Raw genomic sequence first — 16,250 nt, forward strand, 5'->3', positions numbered from 1 at the left:
AATTTTAGCTTCCGAAAATTTTCAAGAGACTCCGCAGTTCATCGTTCACTTGATGTTCCTTTACCACTTGGTCAAACGGGGTAAGGCTCAGTTGGTTGTTCAAGATTCCCGCCATGACATTCTTTCTTCCATGTAAAAGTGCCTCTACGGCAGCAGTGCCGAGCCGTATGCCCAACATTCGATCAAATGCCGAGGCGTTTCCACCGCGTTGTACATGGCCCAGTTTGGCAATGCGCAAGTCCACTTCAGGGTTTATTTCCTTTATCTTTTTGGCTGCCGGCTCGACCCCTAGTTCATCCCCTTCTGAAACAATCACAACAAAGGCCTCTTCACGATCGTAGCTTCCCGCCTTTTCCAACAATTGAGTAAAGTCATGCCCACTTTCAGGTATCAAAATGGCATCTGCACCCGTACCCAATCCGGAATGGATGGCAATATACCCGCAGTCCCTGCCCATTACCTCTATCAGAAATATTCGATTATGGGACTCCGCCGTATCCCTGATCTTATCAATGTTTTCAATTGCGGTGTTCACTGCAGAATCGAAACCGAGTGTAAAATCGGTACCTGCCAGATCATTATCGATGGTGCCGGGAATGCCCAAGAACGGCAGGTCACAGATTTCTGAAAATGCCAATAGCCCTTTGAAGGTGCCATCACCACCAATAGCAATCAGGGCATCGACCTTGTTCGTTTCAAGAATTTGCATAGCTCGTTGTCTTCCCTCCAGCGTCAAAAACCGCTTGCTCCTTGCTGTTTTCAACAATGTGCCGCCTCTGTGAACGTTCTTTTTCAGTTGACTGGAATCCAACTGTACTAGGTCACCGTCGATTAGGCCTTCGTAACCTTTTTTAAAACCGCTGAGCCTTAGGTTGTTCATCTCAGCCGTTTTGGCCACCCCGTGCAAGGCGGCGTTCATTCCCGGGGAATCGCCCCCAGATGTGAATACGCCTATGTGTTTAATAGTCTTCATACTCTTATTCTTCATAATTTTTTACAGGTATATTACAAGAAAATCACCCAGCCCGGTTTTCAACGCTTCGTTCTGACAAACGGATATTTAGCACCGGACCGGAACAGGGAAACCGGAATATTCTTTTTACCCATCCCATATGGTGAATTTGTCAATATTTTTTCGAGTGGAAACCCTTGGCCTTTTTTGCCCTCCCCTCTTTTGGGGTGAAATTACTTTATCATAACTTTTATCTTTAAAATATTGATTGGCCAAGCTCTCTGCAATAACCAATTCTTCATCGGCATGAATTACCATGACCAGCACTTTACTTTGCTCTTTAGAGATTTTAGATGAATTTTTTCTGTTTTGTCCCTCATCGAGCCCAATACCTAAAAAGTCAAGTCCTTGACAAATCCTGGATCGTATTATTGGGGAATTTTCACCGATGTCACCCGAGAAAACCAGCACATCCAAACCGCCCAAGACAGCGGTAAACGCCCCGATCCACTTTCTTACTTGATAGCAGAAGGAAGTTACAGCTTCCGCTGCCCTTCGGTCAACATCTTCTTTTAAAAGTAAATCAAGCATATTCGTACTTGTTTCGGAGATTTTTGGCGAACCGCCCTCATCATCTGTTAAGCTGTTGGGCTGTTTTGACCCCATCCGTTCTTTTTTCAGTAAATGCGCAAAATCGCCAAGATCTAAATCTCCGCTTCTTGTACCCATGACGACCCCCCCCAGTGGTGTAAACCCCATGCCGGCATCTATGCTCTTGCCCTCCTTGACGGCAGTTATACTGGCCTCTTTGCCAAGATGTGCAAGAATGAGCCTTCCATCGGCTTTTTGAATACCTATCCTTTTTTTAAGTTCCATCATGATATGGGAAAACGATTGCCCATGAAAGCCATGCCCGTGCGTGCGTGCCCGTTCAAAATGCCTTGGAATGAAAGGGGGTATCTTGGCAGCCTTGGGCAGGTTCACCAGAAAACTGGTATCAAAAAAAGCTACCTGCTGTAATGCCGGAAATCGCATTGTGAACGTTTCAACAATCTCAATCTCAGTTGAAAGACAGTTAGGAATATTATAGTCGGCAATCTGTTTCAGTTCGTTCAATAGGGCGGTATCGATTACTTTCGGCCCAGGATAGTTCAATCCATATGTTATCTTGTGTCCTATGTAACCAATACGATCGAAGCCGGGTTGGTTTTTTAGCCAACCTATTAAAAAAACGGTCGCTTGATAAAAGCCAGGAGCGTATATCCGTGAATTTTCCCTTTCATTGCCTTTAACATGGGTAACCCTGAAAACCTCTTTGCCGGATCCGAGGTGACGAATATCACCAAAAAGTTCCTTCACGGGATTTTCTGCCATTTCATACATTGTGAACCTAATATTTGATGGTCCGGCACTGATTGTTAAAAGGAGTGGGTTTTGCAGGTACATTTTAACTTGTGATTTTATTGGTTATCGTTATCTTCAAAAGCACAGCTCTTGTTTTCCATAAATTCGGCGGCCATCTTTTTGTATTCCTCGCCAAGGTGCTCTCCGCACCATTCAAGAAGGGCCGGCTGTTCGAAAGACGTGGTATTGCGGACCGCCTTTTTCAGTTCCATCCTCAACAACCTCTTGTCGAAGCTGACTTTTTTTAATATGGTTTCGTGATATTCCAGTGTTTTCATTTGTCCGATTATTTGAAATTTGATTTAATGCTGCCATAATATCAAGTTATTCTCCAACGGTACGGATACACCTTCGTAGTTCGGTGCAATACGAACCGTGTAGTGATCAATTGGCCGGTCAGTAATTACCTGTGCGTAAAAGTTATGTTGCCCTTCTTCGCCCATCCAATCAAATTTCATCGTGTTTCTTTCGGGCGTTTTGCCGTTAACACCTTCTGCGAAAAGTTCTACCTGAATATGCTTGGGGTCAATACCATTCAGCCAAATGGGTGCTCTAACATGATGTTTATGGCGCTCACTTTCAATCTGAACTTTTCCGAATTTTATGGTATCCCATCTTTTCATAAGTTCGTTTTGCGTGTCTAAAATCCTTTTTCCAGCAGCTCCCTTTTTTGCCGCACGCCTCTTGTATTTTTCTGCTGCAGGCAGATAAAATTGTTCTGTGTACTCCCTTACCGTTCGATTGGTCGAAAAACGGGGCGTTAGGGTCGCCATACTTTTTCGCATTCTCCCTACCCACTGTTCAGGGATGCCTTTTTTGTTACGTGAATAAAATTCGGGTACTATTTGTTGCTCCAGAATTTCATATAAAGCTATCGCCTCGGCAGCATCCAAAGCAGGGTCATCACCATGTTCTTGTCCATCACCCAATGCCCAGCCCACTTCTGGGGTGAATGCCTCGGCCCACCAACCGTCCAGTTCCGATAAGTTGAGGCCACCGTTTACAAGTACTTTCATGCCACTGGTACCACTGGCTTCCCAGGGCCGTCTCGGGGTATTGAGCCATACATCAACGCCCTGGACCAAATTTTCCGTCAACAGCATGTCATAATCACTTAGAAAAAGGACATGCCTGTACAAATTATGTTGTTGGATGAACTGCGCCCACTTTTGTATCAACCCTTTTCCCGCTTCATCAAATGGGGGCGCTTTGCCGGCCAAAACCAATTGTAACGGATGTTCCGAATTGGTCAGAATTCGGACCAAACGTTCGGGATCGTACAATAAGAGATCCGGTCTTTTGTAAGGCACAAACCGGCGGGCAAAGCCCAAGGTCAATGTGTCCGGGTCAAGAACTTGGTCGGCGATTTCGACCACTTCAGATGGTAGGCCCGAGACTATTGCCTGTCTCTCAAACCTTTCCCTTATAAAATCGACAAGACGATTTCTGGATTGGTTCCTAAACTCCCAAAGTTTTCCGTCGGATAGCTTAGAAATATGTGCCGAATGGTCATCGAGTTCGCCCCGCCAGCGATCTTTTCCGCAGGCTGCTGTCCATACCTTGTCCGCATATTCAGAATCCCAAGAGGGCATATGAACCCCGTTGGTGACATGGCCAACAGGTATTTCTTGTATCGGCCATCGCTTAAAGAGATTTCGAAAAAGATTTCTGCTAACCTCGCCGTGTAAACGACTGACGCCGTTCACCGCACCGCTACCGCGAATGGCCAGATAGGCCATGTTGAAGCTCTCCCAATGATTATTGGAATCTGCCCTGCCCAAGGCCATCAGGTCATTGAAATCGATACCCAATTCGTTTTTGGCGTATTGGCCAAGAAACTGTTCCATTAGCATTGGACTGAAATGATCAAAACCGGCAGCAACCGCTGTATGGGTGGTAAACAGGTTGCCTGCCCGGGTAACGGCAAGTGCCCGTTCAAAAGAAGTTCCATTCATCTTCATAAAATCGCTGGCACGTTCCAGCACGAGAAAGGCTGCATGGCCTTCGTTCATATGGCACACTTCTGGCTGGATATTCAGGGCCTTAAGTAATTTGTAGCCCCCGATACCCAGAACAATCTCTTGTTTTATGCGATGGTCGGGGCCACCTCCATATAGCTCGTCGGTAATACCACGATGGAGGGGCAAATTGGCGGCATCGTTGCTATCCAATAGATATAGCTTTGACCTTCCTACCTGTACCTGCCATGTCCTTAGCCATAGCGGGTGACCGGGCAACGATACCTTTATGCGAAGCCACTCCCCGTTGGGTAGGCGTAAGGGCGTAACGGGCAATTGCCCTGGGTCATTGTGCGGGAACAAGGCATTTTGTGAGCCAAATTTGTCGATTTCCTGACGGAAATACCCTTTGGCATAGAGTAGCCCCACGGCCACGACCGGTACGCCCAGGTCACTTGCCGATTTCAACTGATCTCCGGCCACGTTGCCCAGGCCGCCTGCATAAATGGGCAGTGCCTCGCTCAGCATATACTCCATGCTGAAATAGGCAACACACTTAAGCTGGGTCTTGGCATAGTTTTGTTGAAACCAGTTCGGGGCCGATAGTGCTTTTTCGTTCTCATTCAAAAGGCTTTTGATTTTCGCCCGGAATTCTGGATCGTTCAAATGCCCCTCAAGCCGGTCGCGTGAAACGGTCTGCAAGATTACCCATGGATTTTGGGTAAGTTTCCAAAGTTCGGGGTCTAATTGTTGCCATAGTTTATCCGAGGCATGGTTCCATGACCAGCGAATGTTCAGGGCAAGTTCCAAAAGGTCATCGATTCCCTCGACATCAGTGTGTATCAATCCGTAGAGTTGATCAATATGATTTTTTTGTTCTTTCATTTTCATTTTGTCCTTACATTTCTTCCAATATTGTTCATTGCGGTTAATGATCAAAAAAATCGCTTATCGCTTTCCAAACCTTAAAGGGCTCTTTTAGAAAGAGTTGGTGGTCACCATTCTCCACACGCATTAACTTACTCTTGGTAAATAGACTTGCAAAATTCTCTACATTTACGTAGGGTGCCAATTTATCGACTGTGCCTTGGATAAAGAGGATCTTCCGGTCACGTATGTTTTTGGCAAGTACAAATAAATTTGTGTTGAGAATTACTTCGTTCAACGAATTGTAATAGCTCTGCCAAGTATGTTTTTTTGAGTCCTTAAAAACGTCATCGGTCAGATTTTCGGGCTTGAACCATTTAACAATGTATAAGGGGTGTAGCATACAGAACAATTTTCCATATCGGCCTACGGCGAGCGTATCAAAATAAGAACCATCGGGCATCTGTTCCAAAAATTGATCCCTGCTTTCAAAGACGGGAAAGCCGATTACGGTCGCTCCCTTAAACCAGTTAGGATGTTTTTCGAATAATGCCAGCGATATTATGGCTCCCATGGAATGACCGACAATAAGGCTCCCTCCTTTGTCAAACCCCTCTGCCGAGATGACCTTTTCAAGGGCCGTAAGTTGAATTTCGAGGGTATATTCGCTTTGGGGCTTGGGAGAGTCGCCAAAGCCCAACAAATCGACCAAAAGAAGTCTATGCGTTCCGGTAATTTGTTCCAAACCCCTTTTCCAATAGTTTTTTGAACCTGCCAGACCATGGATCAAGACCATGTTTTTATCTCCCGAACCCACTATTTCATAGTTCAAGGGCATGGTTTCTGGATCATATTCAGGAGCTACGGCGACCGTAAGGTATTGGTATCCCGCTACCGACATGATGAGTGCCACAATCGCCAATACTGCCCAAAAGGTCTTTTTCGCTATTTTCATCATTGCATGTTTCATTATCCTATGTCGAACCCGACCTCGTTTTTTCTTACACCCAATTGTTCTTGAAGATCAAAAACTCCATGGGTCTTAGTTTTACCTTGATGAAAAGGCGATCGGTTTCTAAAGCTGTGTTTTTTTCGATTTTGACTTTTTTCTTGTTCCCATAGATACATTCCATTAGAAGATTTTCTTTGTTGATAGCGTTATCTATGGTTACGTATCCTTCTTTGGTATTCTTTGGAGAAGAATTATAGACGACAAGTATCTCGCCCTGATAAAGGATCCTTGAAAATGCCAAAAGACATTGTTCACAATCTGGAAACCGAAAATCGAGCCCATTTTCTGAAGTTTCCCTAAAATACATTCTACCGAATTTTAGAATGGCTTCCCTTTGCCTAAGATGTGCCAAGAACGAAATTCTCTTGAATAGCCATGACCCTTGGTTCAATACGTTGGTCTCCTTATCATCGGGATTGAACATGCCCTCCCTGATATACCGATCATCAGTACCGTTGCCCTCAAAACCTTGTTCGGTACCGTAATAAATACATGGAGCGCCAAGGGCACAAATGAGAAAGCCCATGCCCGCAACAATTTGCTCGGGAGCGGCATTGTGGCCAAAGCGGTGCTTAAAATCCATCCCAACCTGGTCGTGGTCGTCGATATAGGTCACCAGAAATTCGCCATACTCGCCACGGTGAAGGGCATTCTTTCGCAGTTCTTCATAGCGCCGTATCAATAGGTTCGGTGATGAATTGCCCTTTATCACTTCCGCCAGGACACTGTGCAGGGGGTGATCTAAGATAGAATCAAGCCCATAATAGATGTTACGGTCTTCAGGCAGTACTTTAGGGCCTATATAGGGATTGCTCATTTCATCGTTGCCGATAATTTCACCGAACAGGAAAAAGTTTCTTTTGCCCAAAGAGTAAGCATATTCCCGAATCCTCGAACAAAAACGGCTGGTATCCTGCCCTTTCATATGTTTGACAGCATCCAAACGAAAACCATCAACATCCACCTCACGTATCCAGTAACAATGGATTTTGGCCAGTAGCTCCTGTAAGTCTTCACTGGCGGGGGAACCATCGTTCCGAAATGTTTTTAAGGTAAAGAAGTCGCCTTCCTGGGTCTCGGGATACGCATCGAAATTCTTGATCTGCCCTTTACGGTTATACATTTCGGGATTTCTCAGTTCAAGGGGTATCGGTCTGTCCTTTTCTCGCCAATCACCCAACGGAAAACGCTCTCCTTTGAAATAATAATAGCTGTAATCAAAGGGATAGGACCAATTATCGCCAGAATGATGCAGAACGATATCCAAAAAGACCCGTATATCAAGCCCGTGTGCCTTGTCAACGAGTTTTTCCAAGTCTTTCTTTGTGCCCCAGCGTTTGTCCACATCCATATAATTCTGAATGGCATAGCCATGGTAGGACTCTGGATTGTTTTCAAACACGGGGCTTAGCCAGATGGCCGTACAGCCCAAGTTTTTGATATAGTCAATGTTGTTGATGATCCCCTTAAGAGTACCGCCAAAGGGCTTTCGCAATTGATCTTCATTCCCGAAACCAGGGTGCCGGATATCGAAATTCTTTGAGTGCCGTGCATTGCTATCATGAAACCGGTCAACCATAAGAAAGTAAATGATCTCCTCACGCCATTCCCTATGGCAGTTTACCCAATATTTCTTGTCTGGGCGTGGTGAAAGTTCTATTTCCTCAATTGATTTTAACATCATCTCGTTTTTAAACATTCACATTGGAATATGGTGTATTTGTAGTTATATCTACCTCTTTGCTTTCTTGTGATCTTGCTCCATAAAAACGGTTGAAAACCATACAGGCCGTTAGGTCACCGGTAACATTGACCGCAGTTCTGAACATGCCGAGCAAGCGCTCCACCCCTATAATTATGATAATGCCTTCAGCCGGTATTCCGGCACTTGACAAAACGGAAGCCAAAATCACCACACCGCCACCGGGTATGGCAGGGGTGCCGATGGAGGCGGCAACTATGGTGACCACGACAACAATAATATTCAGAAGGCCCATTTCAAGGCCATAAGCCTGAGCGATGAACAAAGTCGTTATGGTTTGGTAAAGTGCTGTTCCATCCATGTTCACGGTAGCCCCTATCGGAATAATGAAATTGCTGATGGAGCCGTTCACTTTGAGCTCTTCTTCCGCTGTTTTTAAGGAAAGGGGCATTACTGCGGCAGAACTCGTGGTCGAGAATGCCAATAGTTGAACATCCGTGATCTTTTTCAAAAATTTAAACGGATTGCTCTGGCCCAATAGACTTACCAATAACAGGTAAACACCGACCAAAAGGAATAACCCTATCAGTACCACGAGCACATAAAAGCCCAAACCTGAAAGGGAGTTTAGACCAACACTGGATGTAAGTTGCGCCATTAAACCAAATACTGCGATGGGTACCAACAACATGGCCCATTTGACCACGGTCATGCAGATTTCCTGTACGGCACCCAAGAGCAGCTTGACAGGTTTGAGCAAATCGTCAGGCAGCGACAATACGGCAACCCCGATTATAATGGTAAAAATCACAATGCTCAACATTTCACCACTGACCATCGAGGCCAATGGGTTTTCAGGCAGTAGATCGGTAATGACATTCGGTATATCGTTTATTCCAAACGACAGTTCCGTACTTTCGTCCGTATTGGCCAAAGCATTTGCATGATCGACTTCCGCCTGTTGGTGGAGAAACTTTCCCGGTCTAAAGATCAAGGCCAGAACCGTACCTATGGTTACCGATATAATCGTTGTCGATATAAAATATAAGAGTACGCCCCCGCCCAATCTTTTCAGATTTTCCTTGTCGTTACTCGCTATGCCGGTGATGATGGAGGCCACGATCAGTGGTATCATGATCATCTGGACCAATTTCAAAAAGAGCATGCCCGGCAGGGCCAGCCAATTCCCCAGAACATCGGCGGTGCTTTTGGTGATCCAACCGTTTTGGGGACTTAACAACAGGCCTACTCCAACACCAAGAAACAAAGCAATGATAACTTTGAGCCAAAGCCGGTTCTCAACCAACCTTTGTAGGTAGTGGTTTAATGATTTTAATGATTTTATTTCCGTATCCAGCATTCTTTTATCAGATGACTTATGCTATTGTTATTCTTTCTTCAAGGTAAACGCCCTGCACGGTATGCAATAATTCCACACCGTCCTTAAAAGGTCTTTGAAAGGCCTTTCTCCCTAAGATCAATCCTGCTCCGCCTGCCCTTTTGTTGATGACCGCAGTTCTGACCGCATCCGACATATCTGACTCGCCTTGTGAACCGCCACCTGAGTTTATCAAACCTATTTTGCCCATGTAGCAATTGGCCACCTGCAACCGGCATAGATCTATGGGGTGCTCCGTGGTCAGTGTTTCGTACATGGCATCATCAAACTTGCCGAATTTCAGGTTCTTGAAACCAAAATTGGTCGTGGGCAACTTCTGTTTGATGATATCGGCCTGTATCGTTACCCCTAAATGGTTGGCCTGACCCGTTAAATCCGCGGCGGTGTGATAGTCCTCTTTGTCTGTTTTGAAAGCATCGTTGCGGGTGTAGCACCACAAAATTGTGGCCATACCAAGGCTATGGGCCTCGGCAAAGGCTTCCGCAATCTCCCTTATCTGTCGATTGCTTTCCTGGGACCCAAAATAAATGGTAGCCCCGATTGCAACCGCGCCCATGTTCCACGCTTCCCTGACTTTTCCGAACAGGTTCTGGTCATAAGTGTTGGGATAGGACAATAACTCATTGTGGTTTATCTTGACAATGAAGGGGACTTTATGCGCATATTTCCGAGAACAAAGGCCCAACACCCCAAAAGTGGAGGCCACACCGTTGCAACCGGCTTCGATGGCGAGCTTTACAATGTTCTCGGGATCAAAATAATCGGGGTTTTTAAAGAAGGAAAAAAAGGCACTATGTTCAATGCCCTGATCTACGGGAAGGATGCTCAGATACCCTGTATCCTTTAGATTGCCATGCCCGTACAATTGGGCAAGGCTCCGGAGCACTTGTGGGCTTCGATTACTATTGACGAATACGTTGTCCACAATATTCTTATCGGTCAACCGCAGTTCATCCTTGGTGACCTTCTGGCTTACATGATCTAAATAGAAAGATGCTTTGTCCCCTAAATGCGCGACTATGTTATCATACGTTTTCATAATGAAATTTTATCCGATTCCTAAACTTGCATTGGTTTTTTCGATGGATCTGTGTGCATCGGTCTCAATACCCGTGAGGGCCCGAATGGCATCAATGGTCTCAGGGATTACAATCGCTTGGTTATCGACCACGTAGGCATAAAAAAGTTCATCGCCCACAACCTTGAGCATGTCTTCCCATAGGGCCACCTCGTACATATCGCCCCAAGGCCTACCCATATCCAAAAACATTTCTTTGATGGTATTGTTGGAGACCAAGCCTTGATCATAGTGAATGAACTTGATTCTACTTGAGGTTTTGAGGGCGTTCAACACCTCTTCCTTTGAGGCTTTTTTTCGTAGCTTAACGTTCCAGTAATGCATATGGCTCAAAGTCTCGGGAACTTTGACCGCAGAAGTAATGACATCCAAATCCGGATCGACACTTTGCGCGTCGGGACCTTGATGGCTCGGGATGTCCTTTTCCGGCACCATGGTGTTCATGATGCCGCCCAAGTGGCTTTCCCATGGGTCGGTCGCCCTTCTTAATAATGTTCCCCGTGCATAATCCAATAGATCTGCCTTTTTTAAAGCGGTCAATGTCCTTAAGATAGATGTGGTGTTACAGGAAACCACCCGGGTAGCATCTAGATTTACCGCAGTGCTATAATTGTTCTCGGCACTAAAGGAGTGGCCTGTGGTCTTGTGTTTTTCACCTCCCTGTACGATAAACTTGATCCCTTGCCCTTTGTATATTTCCACATTTTTCGCGGCGATGTTCTTTGGCGTACAGTCCACTACAAGATCTACTTTTTCTAAAATGTCTTGCATACTTCCTTCAATGGCAATATTGGCTGCTTTCATTTCTTTTTCGGCTTCGGGTGTGGCCGCATAAACTGCATACCCTTTTCGCACCGCATTTTGTATGCGCCAATCGCTGATGACATCACAAACCCCAATAAGGCTCATATCATCTTGTACATTAATGGCATCGGCCACTCTTTTCCCGATAACTCCGTATCCTACTACTGCAATGTTTTTCATGTTCTTTTATGTTTAACTGTTCTTAATTGTTTTCTGTTTCTGTATAATAATAGAGCACCCATTACCCCCGCTGTCAATGAAGCGAATAGGATGCTTACCTTGGCCGTAAATATTAGGGACTCGTCCGTAAAAGCCAGTTCGGTTATAAACAACGACATGGTAAAACCGATACCGCCAAGAAAACCTATACCATAAATCATTTTCCAATTCACGTTTTCCGGAAGCTTGGCGAGTTTAAATGCAACGAGTAGTCTTGAAAAAGCAGTAATACCGATAAACTTGCCAAAAATGAGACCTAGACCAATCCCCAAGCTAACCGGGCTGGATAGTACTTTCAGCAAATCTCCATGAAGATGTATTCCTGCATTTGCCAAAGCGAACAAGGGAAGAATTACAAAGCCCACTATTGGGTTTAAAGTCCTTTCCAATTTTTGGAGTGGAGTTTCGGCCTCGGAACTTGCAGTCTTTATATCCTCCAATATCTCCAATTGCGTTTTTGAGATAAGCGTCCCCTTTATGGACTTGGTTTCTTGAAATCTCTTATGTAAACGGTCTAAACGCTCTAAAAAGGTAGTCTCCTTAATTTTTACCCTACCAGGAATGGCAAATGCGGTCAGAATCCCGGCAATGGTTGGATGTACCCCTGAAAAAAAGAAGGTCAACCAAACACCACCGATGCCAATAATGGCATAGAACCATGTGCTTCTTACTCCCGCATAATTACCAATTATCAAAGCCGCGAAGAACAATAGTCCATGGAGTAGATCCATCTGCGAGATACCTGAGGTATAAAAGAGGGCAATGACCAAGACACCACCTAGATCATCCACAATAGCCAGTGTAATAAGAAAAACCCTCAAGGTCGAAGGAAGTCTTTTTCCGACAAGGGCCAGAACCCCTAATGAAAATGCAATATCCGTGGCCATGGGAATGCCCCAACCATTGGAAGCCTCGCCCGAGTTGTTGAACATAAAATAAATAAGGGCAGGGAGCACCATACCACCTATTGCTGCACCGATGGGCAGTATTGCATCCTTTGGGGACGACAGTTTACCACCGATTATTTCACGTTTCAGCTCTAGACCGACTTGCATAAAAAATAGTGCCATTAAGCCATCGTTGATCCATAACAGTAGCGACTCAGATAGCTGAAATGTACCCACACTAAAGGCAAATTCGGTTTGCATTAGGCCGACATAATATCCCTTCCATGGCGAGTTGGCCCACACCATAGCAATAACAACAGTGATAAAGAGCACAATGCCATAGTTGTGCAGTCTTTTGATCGAGCTGCCGAAGAATTTCATAATACTGTTATTTGAATAATGGCTAGGCATCAATGCTGGATTTTTTGGGATTTACATCCTTTTCCCATTCATTATTGGAACTATATTTTAAGGAGGCTTTCATATAAGCATCACGTTTGAAACTTCTTATGATTACCCGGTTGCTTTTTTCGTAGGTAAAATAACTGATGGCCCAATTGAAGCCCACCAAAAATTTGTTTCGAAACCCGCTGATGGAAAGCAAGTGAACCACGGACCATAAAAGCCAGGCAGCATACCCGCCGAAGTGGAGCTTTCCTAAATCAGCGACCGCTTTTCTTTTGCCAACTGTGGCCAATGAACCTTTATCTTTATACCTAAATGGTTTGGAAGGCATTGATTGAACGGTGTTCAATAGCACTTTGGCCAAATGACCGCCCTGTTGAATGGCGGTTTGGGCTACCTGTGGATGGCCCTTAGGGGTCTCGTCGGTGATTACCCCGGCAATGTCCCCAATGGCAAAAACATTATCCATGCCTTCCACTTTTAGATGGGTATCCGTTTTTAGACGGTTCCCATTAATTATATGTTTTTGATTGATGCCCGCTGGAACCTGGCCTGTTACACCTGCCGTCCAAATCAGGTTTTTCGCCATGATTTTCCTTCCGCTTTTGGTAGATACCACATTACCGTCGTAACCGCTCACGGCCTCGTTCAACAACACTTGCACATTTAGATTTTTTAGATACCGAAGTGTTTTTGTCGAGGCTTTGTTGGACATTGAGGCTAATAGTTCGTCCGATGCTTCGATCAGGTAGATGTTCATTATGCTATTCGGATACTCGGGATAGTCTTTTGGAAGGATGTACTTACAGAATTCCGCCAAGGCACCTGCCATTTCGACACCGGCCGGGCCACCGCCCACAATCACAAAATTGGTCAGCGCATCGCGTTCTTCATCATCACAGGTTATGGCTGCCTGCTCCAAGTTTTGCAACATCATATGACGTATGTTTAGCGAGTCCTTGATGTCTTTCATACCAAGACTGTTTTGTTCCACCTCTTTCATGCCGAAGAAATTGGTCTTGGTTCCGGTGGCCAAGACCAGATAATCGTAGGTGAGCTTGCCTTTGTCTGTTACAACTGTGTTGGAAGCGGGTTCGATTTGCGTCACTTCGGCAAACCTAAAGCTCACATTACCATAGCCCTTGAACTGTTTTCTGAAGGGAAATACGATACTGTCCGGTTCAAGACCGCTGGTGGCCACTTGATAGAACAAGGGCTGAAATTGATGGAAGTTGTTACGGTCTATCAGCACGACCTGTACCTCCTTGTTTTTAAGGCCTTCTACCAGGGCCAGCCCTGCAAAGCCACCACCCACAACCACTATACGCGGCAAAAATGTTTTGGGCAAACAAACAGACTCCATCACTTCACAGTTGGCATCGGTATTGTTCTTTGATATGCAGGTATTCTGATTTCCCATGATCTGCTCTTTTATTTTTCTACGGACAAAATTTATCCTGTCACATTGTAAGTGGCCATATTTTATTTTTGATGTTTTTTTCTGACAATCAAAACAGAACAATGCGCGTGCATGGCAATGGATTGGGCGACCGAACCAAGCAAAAAGCGCGAGAATGCGCCATGGCCTTGTGATCCCAATACGATAAGATCCACCTCCAAATCAGTTGCCTTTTCCAAGATTGCATTTTTGGGAAACCCTTCTACAATATTGGTCGTTATCGACAACTTGCCGTTCTTTTGTTTTAACGACTTTGCAGCATTGTTAACGATGGTTTCAGCCGATTTTTTCGCATTTGACATGGCTTCTTCTTTATAATGGCCGATACCACTTAAGGGGAAAGCCCCTGGTACAGTTAACATTGGATTTTCATAAACATTTAGAACATGTATTTTAACTAATTTTGGCAGCGACATTGCCGCTAGTTCATCGATGGCATCTTTGCTGAATTCAGAGCCGTCAATTGCGAGTAATACTTTCATCTTCTTCGTTTTTATTTATAGACTTAACTTAAAAATTTTGATTCAAAACAATTGGGTTGATTAATTTTCTCCAATACAAATGCTCATAGAGGCCTGACCAATACATGCCAAAAGTGAAAGCGAACAAAAGCTCTTCGATTGGTATGCCGGCCACTAGAATATCACTCAGGTTTTCCAGATTCCAAAACAATGTTACGTAGTCGGGGTAAAACGGGAGAATACTTCCAAAATAAACAAAGTACAATGCCGTGAACAGAAATCCACTTATCCAGATTTTGGTCTTAAGGTCTGGGCGGCAGTATAACGTGGCCATTCCACCCAAGAACATGGCCAATATTCCACAGTAAATATGGTTCATGGGAGTGAAAAGGGCCAATATCAAAAACACGACCGCCGGTACGAAAAGGATATATAGATGCAACCTATGTCTATAATGGTTACGCTCGGTATGCGGTATTTTAACATACCTTCGCTTGAAAATAAGATTGTAAAGTACGGTGCCAATACCCCCGATGGCAAAAGAGAAAATGATGCTTTCAATATCGAACCCGGTCTTTATCGCCAAATCGAAGAGCGATGGCGGGTGCCAATATTCGGGAACGAACAGCGGCTCGGTTAGCCCAAAGGGCATGGTTATCCAACTCATCCTCAACATTTCTTTACGGGAATCCTTCTTCAAAAGATAGACCACGCCCCAAAGGGCCAGTATGATAAGGGACCATATAAACCAAACGTATTGCATAAGATTATAATTTTCTGGTTTCTAAATAATCAACCGCTTCCTTGACCGTCAAGGGGTAGGTGGCATTCCCCGTTCTGACATAAAAGGTTGTATTTTCGGTATCGCTGACATAGATTGGTTTTTTAGAAGGTTCGACAGCTATTACGCACACATCTTCACCATTTAATTTGTAAAATGAAATGTGATTGCTAAAACAAGCCTCGTGACCTAACTGTGTTGAAATTATCCTGAAAATTTCACGCTCATATCCATCTTTGTTCTTGTGCTTTAGGGTCTTGAAATCTTTTTCAAGGCCCACAATGTTGCCATCATCGTCAACGCCAATGATCAATTTTCCACCTTTTGCATTCATAAAACCAGTGATGGTCTTGGCAATGACTAGTTCCAGTTCGCGGTTCGTGGTTTTCCTAAAATAATCGTAACGAATAGATGACTTGAATTCTACCCGTTCATTCTCACCCGCCTCTATCAATTCTTCTAAATCACGCAGTAACAACTGCTGTTGTGTGCCTATAAGCTTGTTCTTTCGCCTGAGGGTTATGAAAAATAGACCGGAAACTATCCCTAGGAAAATGCCAAGGATTGTAAGCGAGACGCTCATCCCTCTCATATCAAAAGTGAAAGATTCTAAAAACTGCGACTTTAAGACGTCCCAAAACAGGGAAAATGAAAATGGTGTATTGCTAAATTCAAACCAATAGAGCACCATGGTAAAAGGATGGACAAGGAAATAGAAAATGCCCCCCCATATTGCCGTTTGGGTGAAAATTGTTTTGATATTTCTTGCAGTACTATTCACTTATTCTACTTTATATGGTTGTACTCTAGGTTCAATTCCGGGATTCTATTGTCAATTGCTCAGTTCTTTGGCACTTTCCGC

General features: G+C 44.5%; 14 protein-coding genes. All 14 read right to left on the reverse strand.

Annotated elements, in window-relative coordinates; genetic code table 11:
• Positions 1-4: 4 nt before the first annotated feature.
• Positions 5-973: a 6-phosphofructokinase gene (locus EZV76_RS07650; protein WP_036385910.1), complete on the reverse strand. Its 969-nt coding sequence runs from the start codon at positions 971-973 to the stop codon at positions 5-7.
• A gap of 126 nt (positions 974-1,099) precedes the next feature.
• Positions 1,100-2,398, reverse strand: coding sequence for an acetate/propionate family kinase (locus EZV76_RS07655; protein ID WP_136565986.1), 1,299 nt, complete (start codon positions 2,396-2,398; stop codon positions 1,100-1,102).
• 14 nt (positions 2,399-2,412) lie between these two features.
• Entirely contained in the window at positions 2,413-2,634 is a 222-nt protein-coding gene (locus EZV76_RS07660; protein WP_036378951.1) for a hypothetical protein, read from the reverse strand.
• A 24-nt stretch (positions 2,635-2,658) separates the two neighbouring features.
• Positions 2,659-5,199: an alpha-glucan family phosphorylase gene (gene glgP, locus EZV76_RS07665; RefSeq protein WP_136565987.1), complete on the reverse strand. Its 2,541-nt coding sequence runs from the start codon at positions 5,197-5,199 to the stop codon at positions 2,659-2,661.
• 43 nt (positions 5,200-5,242) lie between these two features.
• Positions 5,243-6,139, reverse strand: a complete 897-nt coding sequence (locus EZV76_RS07670) for an alpha/beta fold hydrolase (RefSeq protein ID WP_235855480.1) — start codon at positions 6,137-6,139, stop codon at positions 5,243-5,245.
• A 43-nt stretch (positions 6,140-6,182) separates the two neighbouring features.
• Positions 6,183-7,877 carry an alpha-amylase family glycosyl hydrolase gene (locus EZV76_RS07675; RefSeq protein ID WP_201741840.1) on the reverse strand — a complete coding sequence of 565 codons (1,695 nt, stop codon included), beginning with the start codon at positions 7,875-7,877 and terminating at the stop codon, positions 6,183-6,185.
• 7 nt (positions 7,878-7,884) lie between these two features.
• The gene (locus tag EZV76_RS07680) at positions 7,885-9,255 is read right to left on the reverse strand and encodes a dicarboxylate/amino acid:cation symporter (protein WP_036378947.1); all 1,371 of its coding nucleotides are present in this window, start codon (positions 9,253-9,255) and stop codon (positions 7,885-7,887) included.
• Between the two features lie 16 nt (positions 9,256-9,271).
• Positions 9,272-10,333 carry a class I fructose-bisphosphate aldolase gene (locus tag EZV76_RS07685; RefSeq protein ID WP_136565988.1) on the reverse strand — a complete coding sequence of 354 codons (1,062 nt, stop codon included), beginning with the start codon at positions 10,331-10,333 and terminating at the stop codon, positions 9,272-9,274.
• Positions 10,334-10,342: 9 nt separating this feature from the next.
• Positions 10,343-11,356, reverse strand: coding sequence for a type II glyceraldehyde-3-phosphate dehydrogenase (locus EZV76_RS07690; RefSeq protein WP_036378943.1), 1,014 nt, complete (start codon positions 11,354-11,356; stop codon positions 10,343-10,345).
• Positions 11,353-12,663: a Na+/H+ antiporter NhaA gene (nhaA, locus tag EZV76_RS07695; protein ID WP_231562577.1), complete on the reverse strand. Its 1,311-nt coding sequence runs from the start codon at positions 12,661-12,663 to the stop codon at positions 11,353-11,355. Before nhaA ends, EZV76_RS07690 begins: the two co-directional genes overlap by 4 nt.
• A 22-nt stretch (positions 12,664-12,685) precedes the next feature.
• Complete coding sequence (locus tag EZV76_RS07700; RefSeq protein ID WP_051947539.1) at positions 12,686-14,050, reverse strand: NAD(P)/FAD-dependent oxidoreductase; 1,365 nt, start codon at positions 14,048-14,050, stop codon at positions 12,686-12,688.
• 119 nt (positions 14,051-14,169) lie between these two features.
• On the reverse strand, positions 14,170-14,628 hold the full coding sequence (locus EZV76_RS07705; RefSeq protein WP_036378941.1) for a universal stress protein: 459 nt from the start codon (positions 14,626-14,628) through the stop codon (positions 14,170-14,172).
• 28 nt (positions 14,629-14,656) lie between these two features.
• On the reverse strand, positions 14,657-15,370 hold the full coding sequence (locus EZV76_RS07710) for a lycopene cyclase domain-containing protein (RefSeq protein ID WP_036378939.1): 714 nt from the start codon (positions 15,368-15,370) through the stop codon (positions 14,657-14,659).
• A 4-nt stretch (positions 15,371-15,374) separates the two neighbouring features.
• Positions 15,375-16,169 (reverse strand): AlbA family DNA-binding domain-containing protein, encoded by a 795-nt coding sequence (locus tag EZV76_RS07715; RefSeq protein WP_051947114.1) that lies wholly within the window; start codon positions 16,167-16,169, stop codon positions 15,375-15,377.
• Between the last annotated feature and the right edge of the window lie 81 nt (positions 16,170-16,250).

Source organism: Flagellimonas alvinocaridis (assembly GCF_004916895.1).
Taxonomy (GTDB): domain Bacteria; phylum Bacteroidota; class Bacteroidia; order Flavobacteriales; family Flavobacteriaceae; genus Flagellimonas; species Flagellimonas alvinocaridis.